21 protein-coding genes and 1 pseudogene are annotated in these 24,947 nt (G+C 68.8%); 5 read left to right on the forward strand and 17 right to left on the reverse strand.

The window, feature by feature from the left end:
* Positions 1–115: 115 nt before the first annotated feature.
* The 10 genes and pseudogenes from F788_RS0101040 to F788_RS0101085 all read right to left on the reverse strand — a co-directional run bounded on the left by F788_RS0101040 (position 116) and on the right by F788_RS0101085 (position 8,871).
* Positions 116–871, reverse strand: coding sequence for an SDR family NAD(P)-dependent oxidoreductase (locus tag F788_RS0101040; protein ID WP_019022625.1), 756 nt, complete (start codon positions 869–871; stop codon positions 116–118).
* Positions 868–2,607, reverse strand: coding sequence for a fused response regulator/phosphatase (locus F788_RS0101045; protein ID WP_019588989.1), 1,740 nt, complete (start codon positions 2,605–2,607; stop codon positions 868–870). Before F788_RS0101045 ends, F788_RS0101040 begins: the two co-directional genes overlap by 4 nt.
* A 5-nt stretch (positions 2,608–2,612) precedes the next feature.
* On the reverse strand, positions 2,613–2,918 hold the full coding sequence (locus tag F788_RS0101050) for an STAS domain-containing protein (protein ID WP_018868784.1): 306 nt from the start codon (positions 2,916–2,918) through the stop codon (positions 2,613–2,615).
* A 27-nt stretch (positions 2,919–2,945) separates the two neighbouring features.
* The gene (locus tag F788_RS14255; RefSeq protein WP_019588990.1) at positions 2,946–4,148 is read right to left on the reverse strand and encodes a methyl-accepting chemotaxis protein; all 1,203 of its coding nucleotides are present in this window, start codon (positions 4,146–4,148) and stop codon (positions 2,946–2,948) included.
* Positions 4,145–5,257, reverse strand: coding sequence for a chemotaxis response regulator protein-glutamate methylesterase (locus F788_RS0101060; RefSeq protein ID WP_019588991.1), 1,113 nt, complete (start codon positions 5,255–5,257; stop codon positions 4,145–4,147). The genes F788_RS14255 and F788_RS0101060 overlap by 4 nt, the downstream gene beginning before the upstream one ends.
* A complete protein-coding gene (gene cheD / locus F788_RS0101065) occupies positions 5,254–5,817 on the reverse strand; it encodes a chemoreceptor glutamine deamidase CheD (protein WP_019588992.1) in 564 nt (187 codons plus the stop codon). The genes F788_RS0101060 and cheD overlap by 4 nt, the downstream gene beginning before the upstream one ends.
* Before the next feature lie 68 nt (positions 5,818–5,885).
* The gene (locus tag F788_RS0101070) at positions 5,886–6,710 is read right to left on the reverse strand and encodes a protein-glutamate O-methyltransferase CheR (RefSeq protein WP_019588993.1); all 825 of its coding nucleotides are present in this window, start codon (positions 6,708–6,710) and stop codon (positions 5,886–5,888) included.
* 214 nt (positions 6,711–6,924) lie between these two features.
* Positions 6,925–7,942: pseudogene (locus F788_RS13295) on the reverse strand (Hpt domain-containing protein); the annotation flags it as partial.
* A 2-nt stretch (positions 7,943–7,944) separates the two neighbouring features.
* Positions 7,945–8,307, reverse strand: a complete 363-nt coding sequence (locus F788_RS0101080) for a response regulator (protein ID WP_019588994.1) — start codon at positions 8,305–8,307, stop codon at positions 7,945–7,947.
* A gap of 261 nt (positions 8,308–8,568) precedes the next feature.
* Positions 8,569–8,871 carry an STAS domain-containing protein gene (locus F788_RS0101085; protein ID WP_019588995.1) on the reverse strand — a complete coding sequence of 101 codons (303 nt, stop codon included), beginning with the start codon at positions 8,869–8,871 and terminating at the stop codon, positions 8,569–8,571.
* A 129-nt stretch (positions 8,872–9,000) separates the two neighbouring features.
* On the opposite strand from F788_RS0101085, the gene F788_RS0101090 reads away from it, so the two are divergent.
* Entirely contained in the window at positions 9,001–11,058 is a 2,058-nt protein-coding gene (locus F788_RS0101090) for a GNAT family N-acetyltransferase (protein WP_019588996.1), read from the forward strand.
* On the opposite strand, the gene F788_RS0101095 is transcribed toward F788_RS0101090, so the two are convergent.
* Together F788_RS0101095 and F788_RS0101100 are read right to left on the reverse strand one after the other, a co-directional pair.
* Positions 11,055–12,479, reverse strand: a complete 1,425-nt coding sequence (locus F788_RS0101095; RefSeq protein ID WP_019588997.1) for a hypothetical protein — start codon at positions 12,477–12,479, stop codon at positions 11,055–11,057. The genes F788_RS0101090 and F788_RS0101095 overlap by 4 nt on opposite strands.
* Before the next feature lie 16 nt (positions 12,480–12,495).
* Complete coding sequence (locus tag F788_RS0101100) at positions 12,496–12,987, reverse strand: universal stress protein (protein WP_019588998.1); 492 nt, start codon at positions 12,985–12,987, stop codon at positions 12,496–12,498.
* Between the two features lie 287 nt (positions 12,988–13,274).
* On the opposite strand from F788_RS0101100, the gene F788_RS0101105 reads away from it, so the two are divergent.
* Positions 13,275–14,783: a SulP family inorganic anion transporter gene (locus tag F788_RS0101105; protein ID WP_019588999.1), complete on the forward strand. Its 1,509-nt coding sequence runs from the start codon at positions 13,275–13,277 to the stop codon at positions 14,781–14,783.
* 38 nt (positions 14,784–14,821) lie between these two features.
* Here F788_RS0101105 and F788_RS0101110 read toward each other — a convergent pair whose 3' ends face one another.
* Positions 14,822–15,826, reverse strand: a complete 1,005-nt coding sequence (locus F788_RS0101110; protein WP_019589000.1) for a hydrolase — start codon at positions 15,824–15,826, stop codon at positions 14,822–14,824.
* Positions 15,827–16,063: 237 nt separating this feature from the next.
* Between F788_RS0101110 and F788_RS0101115 the strand changes: the two genes are divergently transcribed.
* Together F788_RS0101115 and F788_RS0101120 are read left to right on the forward strand one after the other, a co-directional pair.
* Positions 16,064–16,336, forward strand: a complete 273-nt coding sequence (locus F788_RS0101115; RefSeq protein WP_018869633.1) for a CopG family ribbon-helix-helix protein — start codon at positions 16,064–16,066, stop codon at positions 16,334–16,336.
* Positions 16,337–16,362: 26 nt separating this feature from the next.
* Positions 16,363–16,617 carry a type II toxin-antitoxin system RelE/ParE family toxin gene (locus tag F788_RS0101120; RefSeq protein ID WP_024329990.1) on the forward strand — a complete coding sequence of 85 codons (255 nt, stop codon included), beginning with the start codon at positions 16,363–16,365 and terminating at the stop codon, positions 16,615–16,617.
* Between the two features lie 170 nt (positions 16,618–16,787).
* Here the strand turns inward: F788_RS0101120 and F788_RS0101125 are convergent, their stop codons facing one another.
* From F788_RS0101125 to F788_RS0101135, 3 genes are all read right to left on the reverse strand, one after another.
* Entirely contained in the window at positions 16,788–17,204 is a 417-nt protein-coding gene (locus tag F788_RS0101125; protein ID WP_018869635.1) for an HIRAN domain-containing protein, read from the reverse strand.
* A 98-nt stretch (positions 17,205–17,302) separates the two neighbouring features.
* Positions 17,303–18,268 carry a YafY family protein gene (locus F788_RS0101130; protein WP_019589001.1) on the reverse strand — a complete coding sequence of 322 codons (966 nt, stop codon included), beginning with the start codon at positions 18,266–18,268 and terminating at the stop codon, positions 17,303–17,305.
* 20 nt (positions 18,269–18,288) lie between these two features.
* The gene (locus F788_RS0101135) at positions 18,289–20,970 is read right to left on the reverse strand and encodes a bifunctional acetate--CoA ligase family protein/GNAT family N-acetyltransferase (protein ID WP_019589002.1); all 2,682 of its coding nucleotides are present in this window, start codon (positions 20,968–20,970) and stop codon (positions 18,289–18,291) included.
* A gap of 60 nt (positions 20,971–21,030) precedes the next feature.
* Here F788_RS0101135 and F788_RS0101140 point away from each other — a divergent pair, with 60 nt between their 5' ends.
* Positions 21,031–21,954: a histone deacetylase family protein gene (locus tag F788_RS0101140; protein WP_019569428.1), complete on the forward strand. Its 924-nt coding sequence runs from the start codon at positions 21,031–21,033 to the stop codon at positions 21,952–21,954.
* An 8-nt stretch (positions 21,955–21,962) separates the two neighbouring features.
* On the opposite strand, the gene F788_RS0101145 is transcribed toward F788_RS0101140, so the two are convergent.
* Positions 21,963–24,914: a PAS domain S-box protein gene (locus F788_RS0101145; RefSeq protein WP_019589003.1), complete on the reverse strand. Its 2,952-nt coding sequence runs from the start codon at positions 24,912–24,914 to the stop codon at positions 21,963–21,965.
* Positions 24,915–24,947: the final 33 nt, after the last annotated feature.

Raw genomic sequence — 24,947 nt, forward strand, 5'->3', positions numbered from 1 at the left:
GCACTGGTCCAGAAAACTGGGGACTTCCTTGGAGTTGCTGCTAACCGCGAATCACGTTTCCGACTATACGCTCCTGTGTCGGCAAAAGCCAATGGGGTGCGATGAAGTTTTTCTGTCAGCGCCGGCCGGTCAGGCGCGCATACTCTTCGGGATCGTTGAGTGCACGGATGTCCACGAAGCTTCCGGACGGCTGTTCGCGCAGCCGTGGCAGTACGTCGAGGATGTCGCGTGCCGCGGTTTCCGGTTCCGGCATGGTGCGGGTGCCGCGCGCGGCCTTCAGCCGCTGCAGGGCAGTGAAGGTCTCGCTGTCGGCCTCGTCGCAAAGATAGTCCTGCATCGCGGTGTCGATCAGACCCGGTGCGAGCGAGTGCACGGGCACGCCGGGGAATTCGTGCGAGTAGAGCTGCATCAGCATGTTCAGCGCGGCCTTGGACAGGGAATAGCCGCTCCAGCCGGCATTGCCGAACACCGCCGCCCCCGAGGAGATGGCTACGATCTGGCCGACCGGGATCTCGCGCGTCAGCAGACGATCCAGGATCACCTTGTTGGCGAAGGTGTTCACGTCCATTAGCTGGCGCAGTTCGTCCATCGGGGCGTCCGGCATGCGCTGGATGTGTCCCAGCAGGCCGGCATTCAGGATCACGAGGTCCAGCCGGGTGGCGCCCTGCAGCAGCCGGTCCATGGCCTCCGGGATGGCGTCGAAGTCCGCGAGGTCGACCTGTGCGTCGCCGGCGACTCCGTCGTCAGGGCAGCCGCGGCGGCTCATGCCGTAGACCGCCGCGCCGTCGGCGGCGAGGACCCGGGCGAGTCCGAGGCCCAGGCCGCTGGAATTGCCGGTAATCAGTGCCGATTGCGGAGTGGTCGATGTCATGTCTGCTCCTCGCTGATTGGTTCCATCCAGGCGTACTCGGCCTCCACCACGTTGCCGCTCCCGAGGTGCCGCATCTGCCGGCACAACCGGTGCACCAGGGTCAGGCCGCGCCCCCACAGCCTTTCGTCGCTCTCGCCCTCGAGAGCCCGCCGCACCCGTTGGTGGTCGAAGCCCGCGCCACTGTCGCGCACACGGATGCGCACGCAGTGCCAGTCGTCCGTGCGGCGGTAGCGCAGGTTGATGCCGATGCGCCCTTCCAGGCGCTCGAGTCCTTCCTGGCGCAGGCGATAGTACTCGGCAAAGCCTTCCGCGGTGGCCTTCATCTCGGAAGACAGGCCCAGCACGCCGTGTTCGAAGGCATTGTTGCAGAGCTCGGCGACCACCGTCTGCAGGGCCTGAACGTGTTCGCCGGGCTCCGGGAACCAGCGCCGGAGCTGCTGCCGGGCCTCTTCCGCGACGTCCACGCGGGCCAGCTCGGCCCCGGCGGCCTCCATGGACCAGCGTCGGTTGCCGGTGGTGTCCGGGGGTACCGCGAGGCCGGTTTCCAGCACGACCTCGGGGGCGCAGGTGATCGCGACCGCGGTGATGTCGTCGGCCGGTGACGCATCCCCCATGTGCCGTGACAGGGCATCGCCCAGCCGTTCGATCCGTTCCGGTGGGCGCTCCGGATGGCACAGACAGGCATGCAGGCGTGCCTCGCCGAACGGTTCACCGGCGGTGCCTCCCTCTTCCAGAACCCCGTCGGTGACGATCAGCAGGGTCTCGTCGGCGGCGATGGCGTGACGCCGGGGGCCGCTGTCCAGCTCCAGCCGGGAAAGGATCCCCAGCGGCATCGCCTGCGAGGGCAGGCTGCGCAGTTGTCCGTCGCCGCCGCACAGCAGGGCATCCGGCAGGCCGCCGTTCCAGGCGGTCAGGGTCTGCCCGTCGGGCTCAAAGGTGACCAGCACGGCGCCCATGAACATCGACGGTGGCAGAAAGCCGTGGAGCACGTGGTTGAGCTCGAAGACCAGTTCGGTGTCGCCCACACCCTCGCGCGTCAGTGTATGGAAGGTCTCCGAAACCGGATAGGTGCCGATGGCCGCAGCCAGGCCATGCCCGGTGAAGTCCCCCACCAGTACGCGCAGGCCGCCGTCCGGGGTGAAGTCCGACAGCACCACGTCGCCGCTGAAGGTGGCGGCGGCCCACTGGCGTACGTGAAGCCGTTCGTCGCCCACATTGCGTCCGGTGATGGCGCGCGAGAACACGCTTTCCGCGGTCTCTTCCTCCCATGCCTGGCGCGCCCGGGCGCGGTCCAGGGCCTCGTTGCGCTCGCGCAGCCCGTGGTGCAGATCGCGCAGGCGCTCCATGGCGTGGATCTTGGCGCGCAGCACCGAGAGGTTGAGGGGCTTGTTGAGGAAGTCGTCGGCACCGGCGCGGATGCCGCGCAGCAGGGAGTCCTCGTCATCGAGGGCGGTCAGGATGATTACCGGGACGAAACGGTCGCCGCACTCGTGCTTGATCTGCCGGGTGGACTCGAAGCCGTCCAGCCCCGGCATCATCACGTCCATCAGGATCAGGTCCGGCGGGGCGTTGCGTGCCTGCTCCACGGCCTGGTGGCCGTCGGTCGCCTCCTCGGTGTCGTAGCCGGCGCCGGTCAGCATCATCTTCAGCAGGCGCCGGTTGTGCTTGTCGTCGTCGACGATCAGCACACGCCCCTCGCCGGACGCCAGCGGCACGCTTTCGGGGAAGGCGCTCACGGACGTCACTCGATGGTGAACAGGCGACCGAAATTGGCGATGTCGAGCACCTTGCGCACCCCGCCGGACGCCCCGACGATGCGCACGTCGGCGCCATCGCCGCCGGCGTGTTCCCGCAACAGCAGCAGCATGCCCAGCGCGGAGCTGTCCATGTACTCCGTCTGCGACAGGTCGATGACGTAGCGCATGCCGGCGCCGCGGGTCTCGCGGTAGGCGCTGCGGAAGTCCTGGTGCTGGTCAAAATCAAAGCGACCGTGGATGGCGATGCGCAGTTCGCTGCCGTCCGTCGATGTCCGGGTCTGGATGCTCATGCGGTCTCCGTCGGGAGTTTTCGGGGGTCAGAAGAGTTCAACGTCGCCGGTGTCCAGGTTTTCCTGATTCACGGCGCGATGATGACGGGTCTGGCGATCCTCGCGCCAGGCGCGCACGCGCTCGGCCATCGCGCGGGCATCGTCGGTGGAGCGTGCCTCGTGGAGGATCCCCTGCAGTTCGTGCAGATGGGCCAGGGCGTCTTCGGCGGTGCCCAGAGACTGACGCGCGATGTCCTCGAACTGCAGCGAGCGAACCGCGGTGGCGACCGCCTGGTTCATGCGATCGGTCAGCTCCGCTTCTTCCCGCAGCCGGTTTTCCATGTCCTCGGTGGCCTCGCGGGCGTACTCGAACAGCGAGCCGACGCGTTCCTTTTCTTCCATGCTGTCGCTCATGTCGCGCGAGGCCATGGCGTGGACCGTGTCGTGCACCTGGCGGATGCTGCGGCGTGCCTCCTCGATCTGCTTGCGGATGTCCTCGTGGAAGGTGGCCGAGCGCTTCGACAGGTTGCGGACCTCGTCGGCCACCACCGCGAACCCGCGCCCGGCCTCGCCGGCCCGTGCGGCCTCGATGCTCGCGTTCAGCGCCAGCAGGTTGGTCTGGTCGGCGATCTCGCCGGCACTGTCCAGCAGCTTGAACACCCCGTCCATGTGCTGGTTCATGTCCGACATGTGGTGCGCGCTCTCCACGCTCTGCCGGCTGACCTCCACCAGGGTGTCGATGAACATCTGCAGGGTCTCGTCTGACTGGCGGGTCAGGTCGCGCAGGATCTCCGGCTGGGATCTGCCTTCTTCCCCGGCGCTATTCTGGCTCGCCAGATCGGAGCTCATCAGCTCCTGCTGGCGTTCGGCGATCTGGTGCATGTCGCTGAAGCTGTCGCCCAGTTCCTTCACCGCGTTCTCGATCAGCCCCTTCTGCCGGGTGATCTCCTGATCGATCTGGTCCAGTTCGAAGCGCATCGCCTGGTCGATCTCGTCGGACAGTTCCGCGCCGCCGGCCACCCGCTGGGCAGCCTCCTGTTCGTCGTGGCGGGTGGTGTCCGCGTCCGGGGTGTGCCACAGGGCGACCACCAGCGCGGCCCCCAGCAGCAGGGGCACCACCAGCAGGCTGGCCGCCGCGGCTGCTCCGGCCAGCCAGACGCCGCCAATGCCGGCCAGCAGGGTGGCTACCAGGGCGATCGCCAGGCCCCGCTGCAGCGGCGGCTGCATCAGACGTTGTTTCCAGTCATTCATGTCGTGTCTCCTCCGTTGGCACCCGCGTCGGCCTTATTTTGGTGATCCTCCAGAAGTGCCTGGGCGATCTTGCCGAGTGGGAGCACCTGAGCTGCAGCGTCGGCCTTAACTGCCGCGCCGGGCATGCCCCAGACCAGGCTGGTGGCCTCATCCTGCGCGATGGTGTGGGCACCGGCCTCGCGCAGTGCCAGCAGCCCGCGGGCGCCGTCGTCGCCCATGCCCGTCAACAGCGCGGCCACGGTGTTGGAGCCGGAGGACTGTGCGGCGGATTCGAACAGTACGTCGACGCTGGGGCGGTGCCGGTTCACCGCATTCTGGTCATCCAGCCGGCAGACATAGCGGGCCCCGTCCCGGTCGACACGAAGGTGATAGTCGGTCCCGGGAGCGATGAAGACATGTCCCGGCATGATCACATCCCCGTCCTCCGCCTGTTTCACCCGCAGCGCGGTGCTGCGATTCATGCGCTCGGCAAAGGCCTGGCTAAAGCCCGCCGGGATATGCTGGGTGATCACGATCCCGGGTGAGTCCGGGGGCAGTCCCATCAGCACCTCCTTGAGGGCCTCGACGCCGCCGGTCGATGCGCCCAGTGCGATGACGCGGTCAGTGGTGCGAAAGCGCCGGGTGCCCCCGCCGGCGTTCGTCCTTGTGGCCGGTGTCGCGGTTCCGGCCGGCGTGCTGCTGCGCGCCTGTATGCGAATACCCGAGGCCGCGCGGATCTTGTCGATCAAGGTCCCGCTATAGGCTTCGAGAGCATGCGAGACATCGACTCCGGGCTTGGTTACGAAATCCACCGCGCCGATTTCCAGCGCCTGCAACGTTACGTCAGCCCCGGCCTCGGTCAGCGAGGAGACCATGACCACCGGCATGGGGCGCAGGCGCATCAGATTGCGCAGGAACGTGATGCCGTCCATCTTCGGCATCTCCACGTCCAGGGTGAGCACGTCCGGGTCGTGCTGCTTGATCTTCTCGCGGGCGTCGTACGGATCGGCCGCGGTGTCCACCACCTCGATATCCGGCGCCTGATCGAGGATCCGTGCCAGCAGCTTGCGGATCAGGGCCGAGTCGTCGACCACGATCACACGGATGGGGCGGGCCTGCGTTGTGCTCATTCGAACAGCTCCACGTCGCCGGCCAGGTCCTCGCCTTCGAGGCGGCGGCGGTAGTCCTGCTCGCGTTCGAGCAGGGTGTTGTTGTGCAGGGACACGAGCTTTTTCAGCCGCACCCGTCCGGAGGCGGGGAAGAACACCACCTTGCGCGGCCACGGGCCGCCCACGTCCTCGGCCAGAATCTCGAGCCCTTCCTCGCGCGCGTAACGGCGCAGAAACGCGATGTTGCGCGCGCCCACATCACTCATGCCCGCCATTACGCGCCCGCCCCCGAACATCTTGATGCGCAGGTCGTCGCGCTCGGCGCCGAGCTTGAGCAGCTCGTTCACCAGGAACTCCATCGCGTGGGTGCCGTAACGCGTGGCATTGGAAACCGCCGGGCCCCAGCCGCTGTCGCGTTCGCCTTCCGGGAGCATGAAATGGTTCATGCCACCCACCCCGGCCTCCGGCGACCATACGCAGGCCGACACGCAGGAGCCCAGGACCGTGGTGATCAGCTCGGTCGACGACACCGAAACATAGCATTCCCCGGGCAGCAGTTTGGCCGCCGGGGCATCGTTCATGCGATCCTAGTAGCGGTTGATGTGCGCGAAGGCACCATCATGCAGCTCGGGAATGTCGGGATGGCGGGTCACGGCGGGGTCTTCCGGTAAAGCGTTTTGTCCAGCAGCCGGAAAGTATCCGTTACCTTGTACAGCGATTCCGAATGGCCAATGAACAAATAGCCGCCGGGGCGCAGGATGGTCGAGAAGCGTTTGACCAGCTCTTTCTGTGTCGGCTTGTCGAAATAGATCAGGGTATTGCGGCAGAAGATTGCATCCAGAGGCCCTCGGATGGGCCATTCGTCGAACAGGTTGAGTTTCTGGAATCGGGCCATCGAGCGCAGGTCATCGCGGATCCGGACCTTCCCGTCCTGCGCGCCCTTGCCGCGCAGCAGCCAGCGCCGCTGGCGTTCGCGCGCGATACCGGTGATGCGACTGGCATCGTAGATCCCGGCATCGGCATGCGCGACCACGCGCGAGTCCACGTCGGTCGCGAGGATCCGTGCCGCATCTGTCGAGCCGGCGGCATCGGCCAGGGTCATTGCGATGGACCACGGTTCCTCACCGGTGGAACAGCCGGCTGACCAGATCTTCAGCGGTCCGTCCGGATTGGCCCGGCGCATCTCCTCGAGCACCGATCCCTCCAGCATTTCGAAGTGATGGGGCTCGCGGAAGAATGCCGTGAGGTTCGTTGTGAGTGCATTGACGAATTCCTCCAGTTCCGCGTCATCTCCCTGTTCCAGCCGGTCCAGATAGACGTCGAACCGGTTCAGACTCAGAGCACGCAGCCGCCTCGAAAGCCGTCCGTAGACCAGCTCCCGCTTGCTCTCGTTGAGCATGATTCCGGTGCGTTCGCCGATCAGACGGGCGACGCGTCGGAAATCGCGGTCGCTCAGACTCTCGAAACCGGCCATTCAACAACCGTCTCCCTCAGCCATCAGAACTCTTCCCATTCTTCGTTGCGGTCGTTCTTTGCGCCGGCCTGTGTGCGAGAGGTGGTGGCCGGTTTCTTTTCCGGCGCCGGGGTCTTGCGGCGGCCTGCGGAGGCGGATTGGCGTGCCGGCCGCGCACTTTCCTTGTGAGCGGGTTCGCGGGCCTGATGAGCATCCGCCTCGCTGTGGGAGCTGTTGAAGAAAGCCATGAGCTCCTGCAGTTCGTTGGCCTGATTGTCGAGGGACTCGGAGGAGGAGGCGGCCTCTTCGACCAGGGCGGCGTTCTGCTGGGTGACCTCGTCGAGCTGCGAGATGGCTTTGTTGATTTCCTGGAGGATGGAGCTGGATTCGGTCGGCTTCGAGGCCGCGCGTGCGGGCGCCCCGCCCGCGCCGTCCTCACCGCCGGGCGGCGTGGATTCCGGGCCGGAGCCGTCCGGGGCCGGGTCCGCCGGGGGTTGCGCTCCGGTGCTGTCGCCGGCGGTTTCGAGCGGTTCGATCGTCAGGTCGCATTCGTCCTCGACCCATTCGAAGACTTCCTCGACGTCGGCACGGTCCGCGTCGCCGCGCAGCTCCAGGGTCCAGGCGAGGTAGCTGGCCTCCGGGTCGTAGCCTTCGAGCGTCGGGGGCAGGCCCTCCGCGTCGCAGTGCACCGTCAGCTCGCCCAGCTCCTCCAGTACTTCGAACATGCGCAGCGGGTCGTTGCCGGTGCGCAGCAGGTCGGCATGCGGGCGGAAGTGGATGCGCCAGCCACCCGATTTGCCGTCGTCGCCCCCGTCGGCGTTGCCGGAGTCCGCGTCATCGCTGCCCCCTCCGGTCGCCGGTGCCGGGGTGTCATCGCCCAGCGTGGCCTCGATCAGGGCCCGCACCTCGGCCGCCTCGGCCGGGTCGGCTTCACCACCATCGCGAGCCGCCTGCAGCTGGCCGCGCAGTACGTCCACCGCGCGCAGCAACAGATTCACGATCTCCGGAGTGGTCTCCTGCTGACCGTTGCGCATGCGGTCGAGCAGGGTCTCCATGCCGTGGGTGAATTCGGAGATGGCGCTGAACCCGAACGTCCCGGCGCCGCCCTTGATCGAGTGGGCCGCACGGAAGATCGTGTGCAGGGTTTCCTCGTCGCCGGCGTTGAGCGCCAGCAACTCGGTCTCCATGTGTTCCAGCCCCTCGAAGCTTTCTTCGAGGAAGGCCTCGGTGAACTGGGACATGTCCATGGACATGGCTAGCGCAGGACCTTGTTGACGGTGCTCATCAGCTTTTCCGGATCGAACGGCTTGACCAGCCAGCCGGTGGCGCCGGCGGCCTTGCCTTCCTGCTTCTTCTCCGGGCCGGCCTCGGTGGTCAGCACCAGGATGGGCGTGAACTTGTAGTCGGGCAGCTTGCGCAGCTCGCGGGCCAGCTCCAGGCCGTCCTTGCCGGGCATGTTCACGTCGGTGATGACCAGATCGGCCTTCAGCCCCTGTGCCTTGCTCAGGCCGTCGTTGCCATCCCGGCCCTCGGTCACGTCGTGACCGGCCTGCTTGAGCGCGAAGCTCACCATCTGTCGCATCGAGGGCGAGTCGTCCACCACCAGCACCTTGGCCATTGCGTGCCCCTGTTATCTGATTGTCTTGTTGATGCGGGCGACCCCGGGTTCGGCCGTATGATCTGCTAGCAAGCGGTGTGCCAGGGTCGCCGTCACATTCTCCGAAAAACCTGTACAAGGACTGTACAGCAAACTCGGGGTCCGTCACAGAATGTAACGGGCCCCGGAGGAAAAACTTGAGCCGAGCGGTTCCGCTCCGCGGAAAAACGAAAAATCTTGACCATTCCTGTACAGCCGGAAAGGCTTTGTGTCGTGCTGTCGTCAGGATCCCTGCGGGTTCGCGGAGTCCTGCACGTGGCCCTCCAGCCCCAGGCGCTGCAGGCCGCTTTCCAGGGCGGGGCTGACGGGATCGAGTGCCATGGGCTGGCCGCGGTGGTCGGCTTCCCGGCGCAGCATCGCCAGCAGTTGCAGACCGGCGGTGTCGGTGTCCCGGACGCTGCCACCGTCCAGCCGCAGGGGCTGGCCCTGGTCCAGGGTCTGGCGCGCGGTTTCGGTCAGCGCCTCGACGGCGTCAATGCGCAGGCGTTCCGGCAGTTCGGTGGCGGGCTGTTCGTTGGTATTCATGCGGACTCCTGGTTCATGCTGCGAGATGTCGCGTGAGGGGCGTTCCTGTCTGTGTCGTCATCGGGACGCAGGTTTTGAGGTTTGTCACGTTTTCACAAGTTCCGTTTCTTTTTTCCGGGGGCAGTCGCGATGGTCCGTTCCGGTCCGCCGCATCGACGCATCATCGCCTTGCCGGGGCGGCCGGAGGTCTGCGAGTGCGCGGGCGAATGGCTGCGGCAACAGGCCGGTGGCCACGACGTCCTGTGGGTGGGCCGCAGCGCGCCCCCGGATCTACCCTCGGTGCGTCCGGCCCAGGCCGGAGACTGGCTGGGCCGCGAGCGCGACGTGGTGGTATTCGAGGCGCAGTCCGGTCTCCCCGCCGATGCCCTGGTGATCGTCAGCGGCATCCTGCGCGGGGGTGGGGTGCTGGTGCTGCTCACGGATGCCGGTGGCGCCACGCCGTTCGGCGAGCGCTGGCGGCAGGCGCTGGCGGAAGCGGTGGTTGAGCATCCCGACCCTGGACGGCCGGCGAACTGGCCGCGCCCCGCTGGCGCCGTGCCCGGCGAGGGCTGGACCGACGACCAGCAGCGGGTGCTGGAGCGGCTGCGCGACCCGGGCGAACCGGACGCCCCGGGCGGGCGGCGCTGCGACGTGGTGATCGCCCCGCGCGGGCGCGGCAAGTCCACCGTGCTCGGACAGTGGCTGGGTGAACACCTGCGGCTGTCGGACGCTCCGGACGGGGAGATTGCCGTGACCGCGCCGGCCCCGTCCGCAGCCGAGCGGCTGCTGGCGCAGGCTGCGGAAGGCTCGCCCGTCGTGGATCCCGCGACGCTGTATTGCGCACCGGCGGTCCTGCTGGATACCCCGGCACGGCCCGACCTGCTGACCGTGGACGAGGCCGCGGCCATCCCGGTGGAGCGCCTGCTGGAACTGACCCGGCGCGCCCGGCGGGTGGTGCTGGCGACCACCACCGGAGGATTCGAGGGCAGCGGTCAGGGGTTCCGCCTGCGGGTGCTGCCGGCACTGGAACGGGCCGGCCTGCGACCGCGGATCCTGCGCCTGCACGAGCCCGTGCGCTGGGCGGCGGGCGACCCGCTGGAAGACTGGATCAACCGGCTTTTCCTGCTGGAGGCGGCCAGCCACGAGCCTTCGCCCCAGGCCGTGCGTCTGGCGTGGCGCTCGCCGGCCGACCTCGCGGGTGACGCCGCCCGTCTGCAGGCGCTGACCGGCCTGCTGGCCGACGCCCATTACCGCACCCGGCCCTCCGATCTGCAGCGCTGGCTGGGCGATCCGGACCTGCATGTCCTGTTGCTGGAAGGGGCACGTGATGGCGCCCTGTTCGGGGCGGTGCTGGTGCAGGCCGAGCCGGGGCTGGAGCCCGAGCTGGCGGACGCGGTGTGGGCCGGCGAGCGGCGGCCGCCGGGACGCTTCCTGCCGTGCACCCTGGCCGCAGTAGGTTCCTTTTCACTGGCGCAGCAGACCGCCTGGCGGATCCACCGGATCGCGGTGCATCCCGCCTGGCAGGGGCGCGGGCTGGGCACGCGCCTGCTGCGCGCGGTGGCCGAAAGGGCCGCGCGCGACGGGGTGGGGCTCCTGGGCGCGGCGTTCGGGGTGACCCCGGGCATGCTGCACTTCTGGCGGCGCGAGGGCTTCGCGCCGGTGCGCCTGGGCGTGCGCCCGGATCCGGCCAGCGGACAGGTCACGCTGATCGTGATGCGTGCGCTGGCCGAGGCCGGCGAGGCGTGGCCGGCGCTGGCGCTGGCGGCGGTGCAGGGGGCGTTCGCCCGCGACTGGCCGTTATGGCGCGCGCTGGCCGCAGAGCAGCTGGACAGTGCCACCACCCGGGCCATCGAGCAGAGCCTGCCGGCGCCCGGCGAGCACGGTGAAGTCGAGGCGGAGGATCGCGCCTCGATCGAGGCGTTTGCCCATCGCAGCCGCAGCTTCGAGTGGGCCTTGCCGGCACTGCGCCGCGCCCTGATGGCCGACAACCGGCCGGATCGCGCGCCGGATCAGAACCCGGGCCAGGACTCGGGCCGGGCCCTGCTGCATGCCGCGTGCGTGCAGCAGCAGGACTGGGCGGCCCTGCAAGCGCTGGCCGGGGTCTCCGGCCGGCGCGGGGTCATCCGCCGCCTGCGCGAGGCGGCGGCCCGGTGGCTGGCCGAAACCCGGCCCGAGATTCGGCCCGAGATCCGGCCCGGGACCCGCTAGTCCACCCGCACCAGGCGCGAGCTGACCAGCTCGCCGTGGCGCAGCATCGCGTCGTACAGGGCCTCGCTGCGTTCGGCCAGTTCGGCGTCGTCGTCCCAGGCCCCGGGGCGGTCGAATGCGTCGCCGGCGCGGTAGCCGTTGCCCACGGCCTGCACGAAGGCCGCCGCCGCGCGGGTGGTGACGGTCGGGTCGCTGACCGAGCCGTCGCCATGGTCCAGGCGGGCCGGCACGTAGTCGCCGTCGAGCTGGTATTCGAGCGCGCCGAGGAACATGCGGTCCAGCGCCCGGCCCACTTTCTGCTCCAGTTCGGGGTGGCGTTCACCCATCAGGCCGGACGTGCCGTCGCGCTCGCGCAGGATGGAAAACCCGCCGGTGACCTGATGCACGAAACGCCACTGGCCGCCGACATCCACCTCGTCCGACGCGGCCATGGCCCGGCCGTCGACGAATTCCAGGCGCGCCGGCAGGCCCCAGTCACGCAGCGGCCCGTGTCCGTCCAGCACGGCCGTGGTGATGGCCGCGGCGCGATCCGCCAGGGTTTCCGCCCGTTCCCGGTCGGCATCGTCTCCGTACAGCGCGAGCATTTCATACAGGCCCTTGTGCCCGCGCAGCAGGGCACCGAGCTGGTCGACGGACCACTTGGCACCCTCGTCCAGCACGTAGATCCCGGCGTCCGCGTCCCAGGCCTCGTCGGCCCGGTCCGCGACCGCGCGGGCGACCGCGACCAGGTCGTCGCGCGAATGGCCCAGCCAGCCGGCCAGCGCGTCCAGGTCGAGCTGGCCCATGTCATCGGCGCCACCCGGCTTGTCCTGGCGGACCCAGGCATAGGCCGAGGCGTGCAGCGCATCCATGCCGTAGGCGAAGGCCTCGGCATCGCTGGCGCCGGCACCGTGGATTCGGCCGTCTTCGTGGCGCGTGTTGACCAGATGGTTCTCCAGCTGCGAGATCATCGGACTGGGCTGGTGGGTGAGGTCGTCGTACAGCCCGAGGTCCTCGAACCGGCCCGCGCTGTGGTGCATGTGATAGAGATAACTGGCCTCGGCATAGGCGGCCGGGCCGGCCTCGTCTTCCCCACCGACGTGCGCCCGCAGGCGGCCCTGGTCGAGGAACGCCCCCTGGGCGTAGTCCAGCAGGTCCAGCCAGCGTTCGCCGACCGCCTGCATCGGGTCTCCGGCCAGTTCCGGGCGATAGCCTTCATGGCCCATCTCGCTGTCGCGCATCAGCCGGCCCTTGACCGTCAGGGCCCCGAGGGCGGCGAAGGTGTCCTCTGCCCGTGCGCCGTCGACCGAGACCAGGGGCTGGCCGTCGCGGTCCAGGGTCTGGGCGACGGTGGCGGTGCCGGTGCCCGCATGCGCGGCGCCTCCGGCGAGGCTCAGCGCCGCGATCAGGGTGCTGCCGAATCGAGTCTTTGCAGCCATCATGAAACCTCCTGTGACATCAATCGTGCTGTTCGAAGCCGGGCGGCAGGTGCTCGCGCATCGCGTCGCTGAGCGGGACATCGTGCACCACCATCACCGGCAGACTGGCGTGGCGCACCAGCCACTCGGTGGCCGAGCCCGAGAGCATGCTGGCGAGCTGGCTGCGCCCGCGGGTGCCCATCACGATCAGTTCGCCATCCCACTCCTCGGCCAGGCGGGAGATTTCCTCGGGTGCGCTGCCCACGGCCACCGCGCATTCCTCGTCGTCCCGCGCCCATTCCTTCAGCCGCGCATGGGCCTGATCCTCCGCCGACTGGCGCATGTCTTTCGAATGCAGCGGCGAGGAGCCGGCCCCGGCCATCGCCCCGGCCGCGCTGCCGCGGGCGACATCTGCGGGTTTCATCACGTGCAGCAGGCGGCGCGTGGCACCGGGGCAATGGTGCCGGGCGATGGCCAGGGCCGCGGCCGAGGCGGAAGAAAAATCGATGGCGACGATGACGCGTTGCAGCATGCGGAAATCCTGATTTTCGAGCGTGCGTGGCGGGGGCGACCCCGTTGGACTTTGAGGCTGGCACTTCAGAAAACGCTGATGAGGTGTTAGACTCTCGCGCCTTTCTCACGGGCGGTTCCTGTGACCTGCCCCTCGTCCGTGATCCAGCGCCGTAACTGGTGGCCACGGGATGCCTAGCAGTACCCCACTGACCGGTGCCCGTCAATCCCACCCGTCTTATCACTGCAGTCGCGGTCTGCACCGTGCTCAGGGCCGGCGCGTCAAACCTCTGATCCGGGAGATTTGCCGTGCAGCAGACGCTAAAGGCCTTCTGGCAACGCCAGCGTGACATCTGGTTCTTCAACGTTCGTGGCGACCTTATCGCGGGGATCGTGGTCGCCCTCGCCCTCATTCCCGAGGCGATCGCTTTCTCCATCATCGCCGGGGTGGACCCGTCGGTGGGGCTGTACGCCTCGTTCTCCATGGCGGTGGTGATCGCGTTCACCGGTGGCCGCCCGGGCATGATCTCCGCCGCCACCGGGGCCATGGCCCTGCTGATGGTCACCCTGGTGGCGGAACACGGGCTGCAGTACCTGCTGGCCGCGACCCTGCTGACCGGGGTGATCCAGCTGCTGTTCGCCTGGGCGAAGCTGGGGCGTTACATGATGTTCATCCCGCGTACCGTGATGGTCGGGTTCGTGAACGCGCTGGCGATCCTGATCTTCATGTCCCAGGTGCCGTATCTGGTGGACGGTGACACCACCATGTGGGTGCTGGTCTCCGTCGGCCTGCTGATCCTCTACGGCCTGCCGCTGATCCCGGGTTATCCCAGACTGCTGCCGCCTCCGCTGGTGGCCATCGTGGTCCTGACCATCGTGGTCTACTACATGGGCCTGCCCACCATGGAAGTGGGCGATATGGGCGAGCTGCCCGACGGCCTGCCGGTGTTCCTGTTCCCCGACATCCCGTGGAACCTGGAGACCCTGCAGATCATCTTCCCCACCGCGTTCTCGCTGGCCGTGGTCGGTCTGCTGGAATCGCTGATGACCGCGCAGGTGGTGGACGACCTGACCGACACCCCCTCGGGCAAGAACCGCGAGGCCCAGGGCCAGGGCATCGCCAACATCGTGACCGGCTTCTTCGGCGGCATGGCCGGCTGCGCGATGATCGGGCAGTCGGTCATCAACATCAAATCCGGCGGTCTGGGGCGGCTGTCCACCCTGTCGGCGGGCATCTTCCTGCTGATCCTGATCGTGTTTCTCGGCGACCTGGTCTCCATCATCCCCATGGCCGCACTGGTGGCCGTGATGATCATGGTCTCCATCGCCACCTTCGACTGGAGCTCGCTGACCACCCTGCACAAGCTCCCGCGCACCGATGCCACCGTGCTCATTGTGACCGTGGGCGTGACCGTGGTGACCCACGACCTGTCGCTGGGCGTGTTCGCCGGCGTGCTGCTCAGCGCGGTGTTCTTCGCTCGCAAGATGGTCAACGCCGTCCATGTGGAAAGCGAACGACCGGAAGGAAGCAGGACCCGCACGTACAAGGTCCGCGGGCAGCTGTTCTTCGTGGCCGTGGACAAGTTCATCGACAGCTTCGACTACCGCGAACGCATCCATCACGTGGTCATCGACCTCAGCGAGGCCTCGCTGTGGGACAGCTCCGCGGTGGCCGCCATCGACAAGGTGGTGGCCAAGTTCCGCCGCAATGGCATGGAAGTGGAAGTGAAGGCCCCGCCCGGCCAGAGCGGCGAGCTCCACGACAAGCTCGCGCAGCACGACAAGGAAGGTGGCGCCAGCGAACCCGGCGGGCACTGATCCGCGCCGGCGCGTGACGGGGCGCCCCGGGCGTTCGGCTATCGCCCGGCGCCGGTGTTCAGCGCCGCTTCCAGGTGCGTGATGATGTGGTCGGCTATGCGGGTGTCCAGCCAGTAACGGGGGCGCCCGGGCACGTCTCCGGCCACAAAGCCCACATGCCCGCCGTTCGCCTGCAGCTCCAGCCGGATCCCGGGGCCCAGCTCGCGGGTGGCGGGAACGCTGGTGGCCGGGACGAACGGGTCGTCCGCGGCATGCAGGATCAGGGTCGGCTGGCGGATCGCGCCCAGGCGCGGGCGGCAGCTGGCGCGGGTGTAGTAGTCGGCACTGTCGCGAAAGCCGTGCAGCGGGGCGGTGATGCGCTCGTCGAATTCGCGCAGCCGGCGCATGCGGTGCAGTTCCGCCAGTGGCAGCGGGGCATCGTCGCGCGCCGCGAACTTGCGCAGCGTCACCCGGCGCAGACCGCGCATCAGATGCCACTGGTAGACCCGCGCGAACCCGCGCTCCAGTGCATCGGCGCTGGCGGCCAGATCGAACGGCACCGATACCGCCACCGCCGTGGCCAATGGCGTGTCGCCGCGTTCCCCCAGCCACGACAGCAGCATGGAACCGCTCAGGGAAAACCCGCAGACCGCCATCGGCCGGGCGGGATCGCGCCGTTGCAGGGTCTCCACCACGTGGTTGAGGTCGTCCCATGCCGCCGCGTGATAGCTGCGGCGCAGGCGGTTGGGGTGCGAGCCGGCCCCGCGCGAGATCAGCACCGCGCTGCCGATCCCGCGCCGCCCCAGTGCCGCCACCACCCCCAGCGCATAGCCCGAGGTCTCGTCGCCGCCCAGACCGTGGCCCACCAGCACCAGACCGCGTCCCGGCGGCCCCCAGGCCAGCTCGAGGAAATCCCCGTCCGGCAGTTCCAGGCGTTCGCGCTCCAGCCGCACCGGTGGCGGCGCGCGAAACAGTGCCGGAAAGACCGTTTGCGCATGGCGTCCCGGCAGCCACCAGGCCGGCCGGAACGCCTGATCCGTTTTATCCTCGGGCGGGTCGCTCAACCTCTGGTCTCCAGGATCGCCACCGGATGGTTTTGCGGACAGCGAGCAGGCCATGAAGTGCCCCGAGCGCGCTCGAACCGGGCCACGGCGCCAAAGACGTGGGAAACGATCTTGCCTCCGGATGTCCTGGTGTCGATCGTTTTCGAGACTCCCCGCTCATGGATCGCAGGGATGGACTCGGGGCCGGATGCCGCGCTAACTTAGCACAAGGTAATACCCAGTAATACGAGGTCCACCATGGCAACGTCCCTGAAAATCGATGACGCACTGAAAGCCCGCCTCCAGGATCTCGCCGCTCAACGCCGACGGTCGCCCCACTGGATCATGCTCGAAGCCATCCGCCAATACGTTGATCGCGAGGAAGCTCGAGAGAGTTTCAGGCAGGAAGCCCTGGCGTCCTGGTCGGCCTATCGGGAAACCGGCCAGCACCTGACCGGGCAGGAAGCCCGCGACTGGTTGAGAACATGGGGCACTGACGATGAAGGAGCCGTGCCCGAGTGCCACGAGTAATCGTCACCGCAGGCGCCGCAGAAGGTTTGGAGCGATGCCGGCGCGCTCTCGCCACTAAAGCTCCGGATGCGGCCAGGCGCGCGGGTCAGGTGATCGAGCGGCAATTCCTGCTGCTGGAAACGGCCCCCGATATTGGGCGACCGGACCCTGAAATCCCCGAACTGCGTGAGCTGGTGATTGCCTTCGGCGACTCCGGATTCGTGGCCCTCTACCGTCACGAACCGGCCGACGACGCCGTGTACGTCCTCGCCTTCCGGCATCAGAAAGAGGCGGGTTACTGAATGCGGAGCCCGAGCTTCAATCGCTTGTGCCGTGCATCGGTCACGAACAGCGGAATCCGTAACCGCGCCTTACAGGTTCGGGGCCGGAATTTTCAGATCGTCCGGCGTGAGGCGGTCCGGCAGGAGCGCCTGAACGGCGTCGGGTGCGGCCACTGGACGGCGGGGCGCGCTTACTGGCCCGGCGTCCGTCGACGGTAGACCCCCAGCTCCAGGCGCTCCCACGGATCTTCGCTGTCGCGCTTGTCGATGATGCGGGCCACCAGCTCCTCGTCGCGGTCCAGCAGCTCCGCCGCCATGTCGTTCTCCTCGCGCGGCAGATACCCCAGCTGGTGATCCAGCCAGCACACCGCCACTGCGTTCGGATCGACCGGATTCAGCCGTTCGCGCTGCACCGTCAGCCCCTGCCCGCGGCGCAGATGCGGCCACAGCCGCGGCGCCTCGTGATGCCGATACCCCGCCAGCGGGATCCGCTGCAGGAGCTCCTCCGTGGTCGCCGTGTTCTGAATCCGGTCGCGCCGCGCATAATAACCGCGCAGCACCGGAACGGGACGGGCCTGATCGGGAAAACGGGAACCGTTGCGTTGCATGGGAACCTCCGGGTTCGTGTGGCAGTACCCGTATCCCACCACAGGCGGTGGCTCACACAGTGAGCCACCCCGCACGGGGGTGGTGTGGCGAGGGAGGTTCAGGTGTAACGGGTGGCGGCCTCGCGCAGGGTGTCGGCGACGCGCTGGCGCAGGGATTCGGGGGCGATGACTTCCACGCCGGGGCCGTGGCGCAGGATTTCCTGGATCAGTTCGGTGGGGTCGGAGTAGGGGATCTGCAGTTCCCAGGTGTCGCCGCGGTACTGGCCGATCTGGTCGGGGTGCCAGGTTTCGTCGGCGACCCAGCGGGCGTGTTCGGGGGTGAAGCGCAGTACGGCCCATTCGCGTGCGGGGCCGGTGAAGATGCCGAAGGCGGCGCCGATGTGGCGGTCGAGGTCGGCATCGGCTTCTTCGCGCAGGGGGGTGTCCTGCACGGGGGTGGCGGCGCGGATGCGTTCCAGGGCGAAGGTGCGCAGGGCTTGGGCGTTTTCGCACCAGGCGATCAGGTACCAGTTGTCGCGGTAGTAGAGCAGGCGCTGCGGGTGGATGCGGCGCCGGGTGGCGCTGTCGCGGGCGCGGCCGTGGTAGTCGATGTCCAGCGGGTGGCCGGCGAGGGTGGCTTCGGCGGCGACGCGGAAGGTGTCGGCAGCGCTGGTGCGATGGGCCTGGGGCTGGATCTGGATGCGCCGGCGGAGTTCGGTGGAGTCCTGGCCGCCGGTCTCCAGCAGGCGGCGGATGCGGGTCTTCATCGGGCCGATGACGGGGGCGAGCAGGCCCGGCTGCATGTCTTCCAGAAGCTGTTCCATGGTCAGCAGGGCGAGCAGCTCGGATTCGTTGAACCACAGCCCGGGCAGTTCGAAGGCCGGGGCGTCGGGGTCGTAGCGGTAGCCGTTGGCCTGCGCGTCGTACTCGATGGGCGCCTGCATGAAGTCGCGCATGTATTCGATGTCGCGCTTGAGGGTGGCGCGCGACACCCCGAGCTGCTCCACCAGCTGCGCCAGCGAGGGCGGCTGGCGGCTTTCCTTGAGCCGCCGGTGCAGGTGGAAGATGCGTTCGGCGCGGTTCATGGGGCGGATCGGGCGGCGGATCAGTGCAGCCGGCGGCTGACGCGGATGATTTCGTCGTCGGAGGTGAGGATTTCGCGCTGGAAGCCGTGGCGGCGGGCGAGGGCGAGCATGCCGTCGTTGTGGCGCAGGACCTCGCCGAACAGTTCGCGCAGGCCGTTGCGCCGGGCGGAGTCGACGATGGCTTCCATCAGCAGGGAGCCCACGCCGCGGCCCTGCCAGGCGTCGCTGACGACCACGGCGAATTCGGCACTCTCGCCGTCGGGCTCGGTGGTATAGCGGGCCACGCCCACCTGGACTTCCTGGCCGTCGGCGTGATCCACGGCGATGAAGGCCATCTCGCGGTCGTAGTCGATCTGGGTGAAACGCACCAGCATCTCCGGGGTGAGTTCGTCCAGCGAACGCATGAAGCGCAGGTAGCGGGTCTTTTCCGACAGGCTGCGCACGAAGGCCTGTTCGATGGCGGCGTCTTCGGGGCGGATCGGCCGCAGTTCCAGCTCGTGGCCGTCGCGGGTGGTGACGGTGTGCGCCACGTGCCCGGGATACGGGTGGATGGCCATGTGGGCGTAATGGCGGGTGTCGTGCCCGGGGTCCGCCAGTTCGATACGGGCGTCTACGGCCATGACGCCGTGCTCGCCGGCCTGCAGCGGGTTGATGTCCAGCGAGGCCAGCTCGGGCAGTTCGCAGGCCATCTCCGAGACCCGCAGCAGAACCTGTTCGATGGCCTCCCGCGGTACCGGCGGCGCGCCGCGGAACTCGCCCAGGGTGCGCGCGGCGCGGGTCTGGTCCACCAGCCGTTCGGCCAGCGAGCGGTTCAGCGGCGGCAGGGCGATGGCCTGGTCGCCGATGACTTCCACCGCGGTGCCGCCCAGGCCGAAGGCGATCACCGGGCCGAACACCGGGTCGCGCGAGATCCCGAGCAGCAGCTCGCGGGCGTGGCCGACCTCGGACATGCGTTCCACGGTGACGCCTTCGACGTCGGCGTCGGGGAAGTGCTCGCGGATCTGGTCCAGCATCTCCTGGGTCTGCTGGCGCACGGTCTGCACGCTGCGCAGGTTGAGGCGTACGCCGCCGAAGTCGCTCTTGTGGCTGATCCCGGTTGCGCTGATCTTGAGCGCCACCGGGAAGCCCAGGGTCTCGGCGGCCAGCATCGCGTCGGCCGGGTCGCGCGCGAGGATGCTGGGGTTGGTGGGGATGTGGAAGGCGGCCAGCACGGCCTTGGACTCGCGGATGCTGAGAACTTTGCGGCCATCGTTGCGGGCGTTCTGCAGGATCAGGTGGGCGCCCTCGATGTCGGACGGGGTCTCGTCGCACAGCGGGCCGGGGGTCTGCAGCAGCATGCGCTGGTTGCGGCGGTGTTCGATCAGCCAGGCGAAGGTCTCGATCGCCGCTTCGGGCGTGCGGTACTGCGGGATCCCGGCCTCGTCGAAGCGCCGGCGCGCGCTGGCCACCAGCGGGTCGCCCATCCAGCAGGCGAGCACCGGCTTGCGGCTGTTGCGCGCCTGTTCGATCACGGCCTCGGCGCAGGCGTCCGGGTCGGTCATGGCCTGCGGGGTCAGCAGTACCACCGCCATATCTACGCCGGGGTCGGCCAGCGTGATGCGCAGCGCCTCGCCGTAGCGTTCGGCGGTGGCGTCGCCGAGGATGTCGATCGGGTTGCCGTGCGACCAGTGGCCGGGGAGCAGGTCGTTCAGCGCGTCCATGCTCTTGTCCGCCAGGCTGGCCAGTTCCAGGCCGAGGTCGGCGGCACGGTCCACGGCCATCACCCCGGGTCCGCCGCCGTTGGTCAGGATCGCCAGGTTCTCGCCGCGCAGGCGCATGCCCTGCGCCAGGATGTGCGCCGCGGAGAACCACTGCGAGACGCGCTCCACGCGGACCACGCCGGCGCGTTCCAGCGCGGCATCGAAGACTGCGTCGGAGCCCATCATCGCGCCGGTGTGGGTGGCCGCGGCCTGGGCGGTGGCGGCGTGGCGCGCCGACTTGAGCACCACCACGGGTTTCATGCGGGCGGCCGCGCGCAGCCCGGAGAGGAAACGCCGGGTGTGGCGGATGCCCTCGACGTACAGCAGGATGCCCTGGGTCTCGGGGTCGACCGCGAGGTAGTCCAGCAGCTCGCCGAAGTCGACGTCGGCGGCGTCGCCGGTGGAGGCCACCCCGGAAAAGCCAATGCCGGTGGACTGTGCCCAGTCCAGCACCGCGGTGACCAGCGCGCCCGAGCTGGAGACCAGCCCCAGCTTTCCGGGCAGCGCCTGGTTGTGGCTGAAGGTCGCGTTGAGCCCGATCCGCGGGCGCATGATGCCGAGGCAGTTGGGGCCGATCAGGCGCATGCGGTAGCGCTGCGCGATTTCCACGCATTCCTGCTGCAGGCGCTGGCCCTCGCGCCCGGCCTCGCCGAAGCCGGCCGACAGGATCACCGCGCCGCGCAGGCCGGCCTCGCCACAGTTGCGCAGGATGGCGGGCACGGCCCGCGCGGGCGTGGCGATCAGCGCCAGGTCCACGCGGTGCTCGCCGGGGCGCAGTTCGGGCACGCAGGGCAGCCCCTGCACCGTGTCATGCTTGGGATTGACCGGGACCAGCGTGCCTTCGTAGCCGGCGGTCAGCAGGTTGGCCAGGATCGTCTGGCCCACGGCCCCCTCGCGCTCGGTGGCGCCGAACACGGCGACGCCGCGGGGATTGAAGATCTTGTCGAGGATATGGGTGCCCATGCATGCTTCCTGCTGTGGTGGATCCGATGAATTGGTGCTGCCCGGAGGGGCCTTCATAACATGAATCTTGCCTTTTTATCTCCCGATGCCGGGCTGGAACACGACAACGGGCCCGGGCATCCGGAGTGTCCCGAGCGGCTGACCGCGATCCGCGACCAGCTGGTGGCCGGCGGGCTGGACCCGTGGATCCTGCATCGCGAGGCGCTGCCGGCCGGACGCGCCGACCTGCTGCGGGTTCATACCGAGGCCCACGTGGCACAGGTGCTGCGGCATGTGCCGGCGGGCGAGCGGGTCATGCTCGACGGCGACACCGCGCTGTCCCCCGGCAGCCACGAAGCGGCCCTGCTGGCGGCAGGCGCGGGCATGACCGCGGTGGACTGGGTGATGGGCGCGCAGGGCCGGCGCGCGTTCTGCGCCGTGCGTCCGCCCGGGCACCATGCGCGCGCCGACCGCGCCGCGGGGTTCTGCCTGTTCAACAACGTGGTGATCGCCGCGCGGCACGCGCAGGCCCGCCACGGTATCCGGCGCATCGCCATCGTGGACTTCGACGTGCATCACGGCGACGGCACCGAGGCGCTGGTGGCCGGGGATCCGTCCATCCTGTTCGCGTCGTCGTTCGAACATCCCGCCTACCCCGGGTCGGGCGTAACGCCACTGGGCGACAACTGCCTCAACGTGCCCGTGCCCGGCGGCTCGTCCGGCGGACAGTGGCGCGAGGCGGTGGCCGCGGCCTGGTTCGAGCAGTGGGATGCGTTCGCCCCGGAGCTGGTGCTGGTGTCGGCCGGTTTCGACGCCCACCGCGAGGACGAGCTCTCGCGCCTGGCCCTGAGCGAAGACGACTACGCCTGGATCAGCGCGCGCATCGTGGAGCTGGCCGAGCGCCACGCGCAGGGGCGGGTGGTCTCCATGCTGGAAGGCGGCTACGCCCTGCACGCGCTGGGGCGCAGCGCGGTGGCCCACATGCGCGAGCTCGGAGGGCTGTAACCCCGACGCTATTCGTGCGCGGCCACGCGGTTGCGGCCGCGACGCTTGGCCTCGTACAGGGCCTCATCGGCGCGCTTGAAGGTGTCCTTCAGCGGTTCCCCTGGCTGGTGCTCCGATACCCCGATGCTGACGGTGACATGGCCGGGGCCCGGGAAGACTGCCTTCCCGACCCGCGAGCGCAGGGTTTCGGCGACCTTGCGCGCACGGGGCAGTTCGGTGGCCGGCAGCAGGATCATGAATTCCTCGCCGCCCCAGCGGCCCACTACATCGGACTTGCGCAGGCGTTCCTGAAGGACCCGCACCAGGGTCTGCAGCACCTCGTCGCCAACGTCGTGGCCGAAGGTGTCGTTCACGTCCTTGAACCGGTCCAGATCGAGCAGCAGGATCGAGAACGGTTCGCCGTGGCGGTCGGTGCGGTTGGCCTCCTGTTCCAGCAGGCTTTCCAGGTGGCGCCGGTTGGCCACGCTGGTCAGGCGGTCGTGCAGGGCCTGGCGTTCCAGCTCCGCCTCCAGGTGCTTCTGCCGCGAGATGTCGTGGAACACCGCCACGTAGTGTTCCACCGGCCCGTCGTCCCCGGATCGCAGCGCGGTGATGGACATGTACAGGGGGATCCGCGTCCCGTCCTTGCGTCGGTCCCAGACTTCCCCTTCCCAGTGGCCCTGTTCGTCGAGGCGGCCGAACAGGTCGGAATAGAAAGACCGGTCGTGCTCGCCCGATTTCAGCAGTTCCCGCGGGTTGGCGCCGATCGACTCCGCCGCGCTGTAACCGGTGATCTCCTCGAACGCCGGGTTGGCCCGCAGGATTCGCCCGTCGGCGTCGGTGATGAAGATCGCATGGCTGGCGCGGAAGGTCGCCGCCAGCAGTTCCAGTTCTTCCTCCAGCTCGCGGCGTTCGGTGATGTCGACCAGGTAGCCGTGATAGTGATCAACCGCCCCGAATTCATCGCGTTCGATGGTGGTGAAGTCGAGCATCCAGCGCCACCCGCCGTCACGGTGGCGCATGCGGTAGGGGCTGTGCTGGAAGTTGGCGCTGCGATCATCGGTATGCGCCTGCACTTCCCGGTCCAGGCGTTCGCGATCGTCGGGATGCACCAGATCGTTATGCGGCGTGCGTTCGCCGGCCAGTTCCTGCGGGTCGTAGCCCAGGATCTCGCGTACGTTGGGCGAGACATACTGGATGGGCCAGCCCGGGCCATTGTCCCGGGCAAAGATCAGCGTCGGGCCGGCCATGAACAGGTTGCGCTCGCGTTCCAGCGCCAGGCGCTGTTCGCGCCGGGTCAGTTCATGTCCGATCCACTGCGCCATCAGGTTGATCAGGTCGCGCTCGAAGGGCACGAAGGCTTCGCGCGGTCGCCGCGCGACAAAGCTCAGCACCGCGCGCAGTTCGCCGTTCACGTGCACCGGCATGCCGAAGCACGCACTGGCCCCCGGTGTCTCCGAGATGCTGCAGCCATCCACCCGGGACTCCGGGTGGTGGTAGCCGACCGGGCCCGGGTCCTGCAGGGCGTTGTCACAGAACGGGGCCCCGGTGTCGCCGGGACGCCCCGGGGCCTCGGGCCACTCGCCGGCGGCCTCCAGGATGCGCCGGCTGCCGTCGTCCACCCGCACCAGGCGGCCGTGGTCCATGGCGAATTCGCGCAGGCCGAGTTCCAGCAGCGCGCGCAGCTTGCCGGCGTCTTCGGTGTCCGCAGTGCTGGTGATCCGGTGCAGCTCCTGCAGGGCGTTCTGCCGGCGCTGCTCCAGGGCCTCGCGCGTCTTCTCCGGGCGGATGTCGCGGATGATGGTGGAGTAGTACTCGGGCTCGCCGTCGCCATCGAAGTGCGCAATGATCCTCTGCGACACGGGGATCTCGTGTCCGCCGGCATCCAGCAGTGCGGACTCGCCTTCCCAGAAACCGGTGCGGCGGGCGGTCGGGAGCCCTTCCCGCTGCAGTCGGCGCGTGGCCCATTCGGGGTGAAGCCACTCGCCGGCGCGCTCTCCGGAGAAGTAATCGCGATCCTGCTCCGGGGCCGCGCCACCTTCCGCGCCCGGCAGGCCCAGCATCTCCTTGCCGCCGCGGTTCACGTAGTGGATGCTGCCGTCGGCATCGGCCATGGAGACGAAGTCCGGCGTAGCCTCGAGGATCTGGATCAGGCGTTCGCGGCCGCGCTCGGCCTCGCGCTGCTCGGTCACGTCGATCCCCACCCCCTGGAACCAGGCGGCCCGCCCGTCCGCGTCGAAGAACGCCCGGTTGCTCCACATGATCGTGCGCAGCTCGCCGTCGGCCCGCGGCAGGGTGTTCTCGAAATGTCCCACCGGCCGTTCCGGGGTGAAGCTGTCCAGATGCGCGCGGACCAGAGCGACGTCCGCCTCCGGGGTCCAGTCCAGCCAGCGCTGGCCCAGGACCTCCTCCGACGTGCGTCCCTGGAATTCCAGCATCGCGCGGTTGGCATGCAGCAGCGTGGTGTCCGGGAGGTAGCGGGTGACCAGATGCGGGTGGTCGTCCACCAGGCTGCGGTACAGCGCCTCCTGCTGCGCCAGTTCGCGGCGTGCGCGGTGGCGGGTCACGGCGTAGACCAGGCTGCGCTGGAGCAGGTCTTCGCCCAGCCGGTTCTTGCTGAGGAAATCCTCGGCCCCCGCCTCGATGGCGTGCGCCCCGGTGGCCGCATGGTCGTCGCCGGTGAGGACCACCACGGGGACCTCGCGGGTCGTCGACAGCACCCGCTCCAGGGTGTCGTCCGGGTCCGAATCGGGCAGGTTCAGGTCCAGCAGGACCGCGTCGACCGCGGTGGCGTCGCGTGCCAGGTGCTCCCGGGCCTCCTGCAGCCGGCCGCAGTGTGTGGTGTCGAACCGCGTGGTCCCGGTCGGGATTGTCAGCAGATCCCGTACCAGGGCCGCATCACCCATGTTGTCCTCGATCAGCAGAACGCTGAGGCGAGGGGAGTCCTCGGGGCGGGGGATCTCGGACGCTCGGGGCGGCATCGGTTCCTTCCGTGCATGGTTCACGGTCTGCAG

The sequence above is a fragment of the Thioalkalivibrio sp. ALE10 genome, assembly GCF_000381385.1.
GTDB lineage: Bacteria > Pseudomonadota > Gammaproteobacteria > Ectothiorhodospirales > Ectothiorhodospiraceae > Thioalkalivibrio.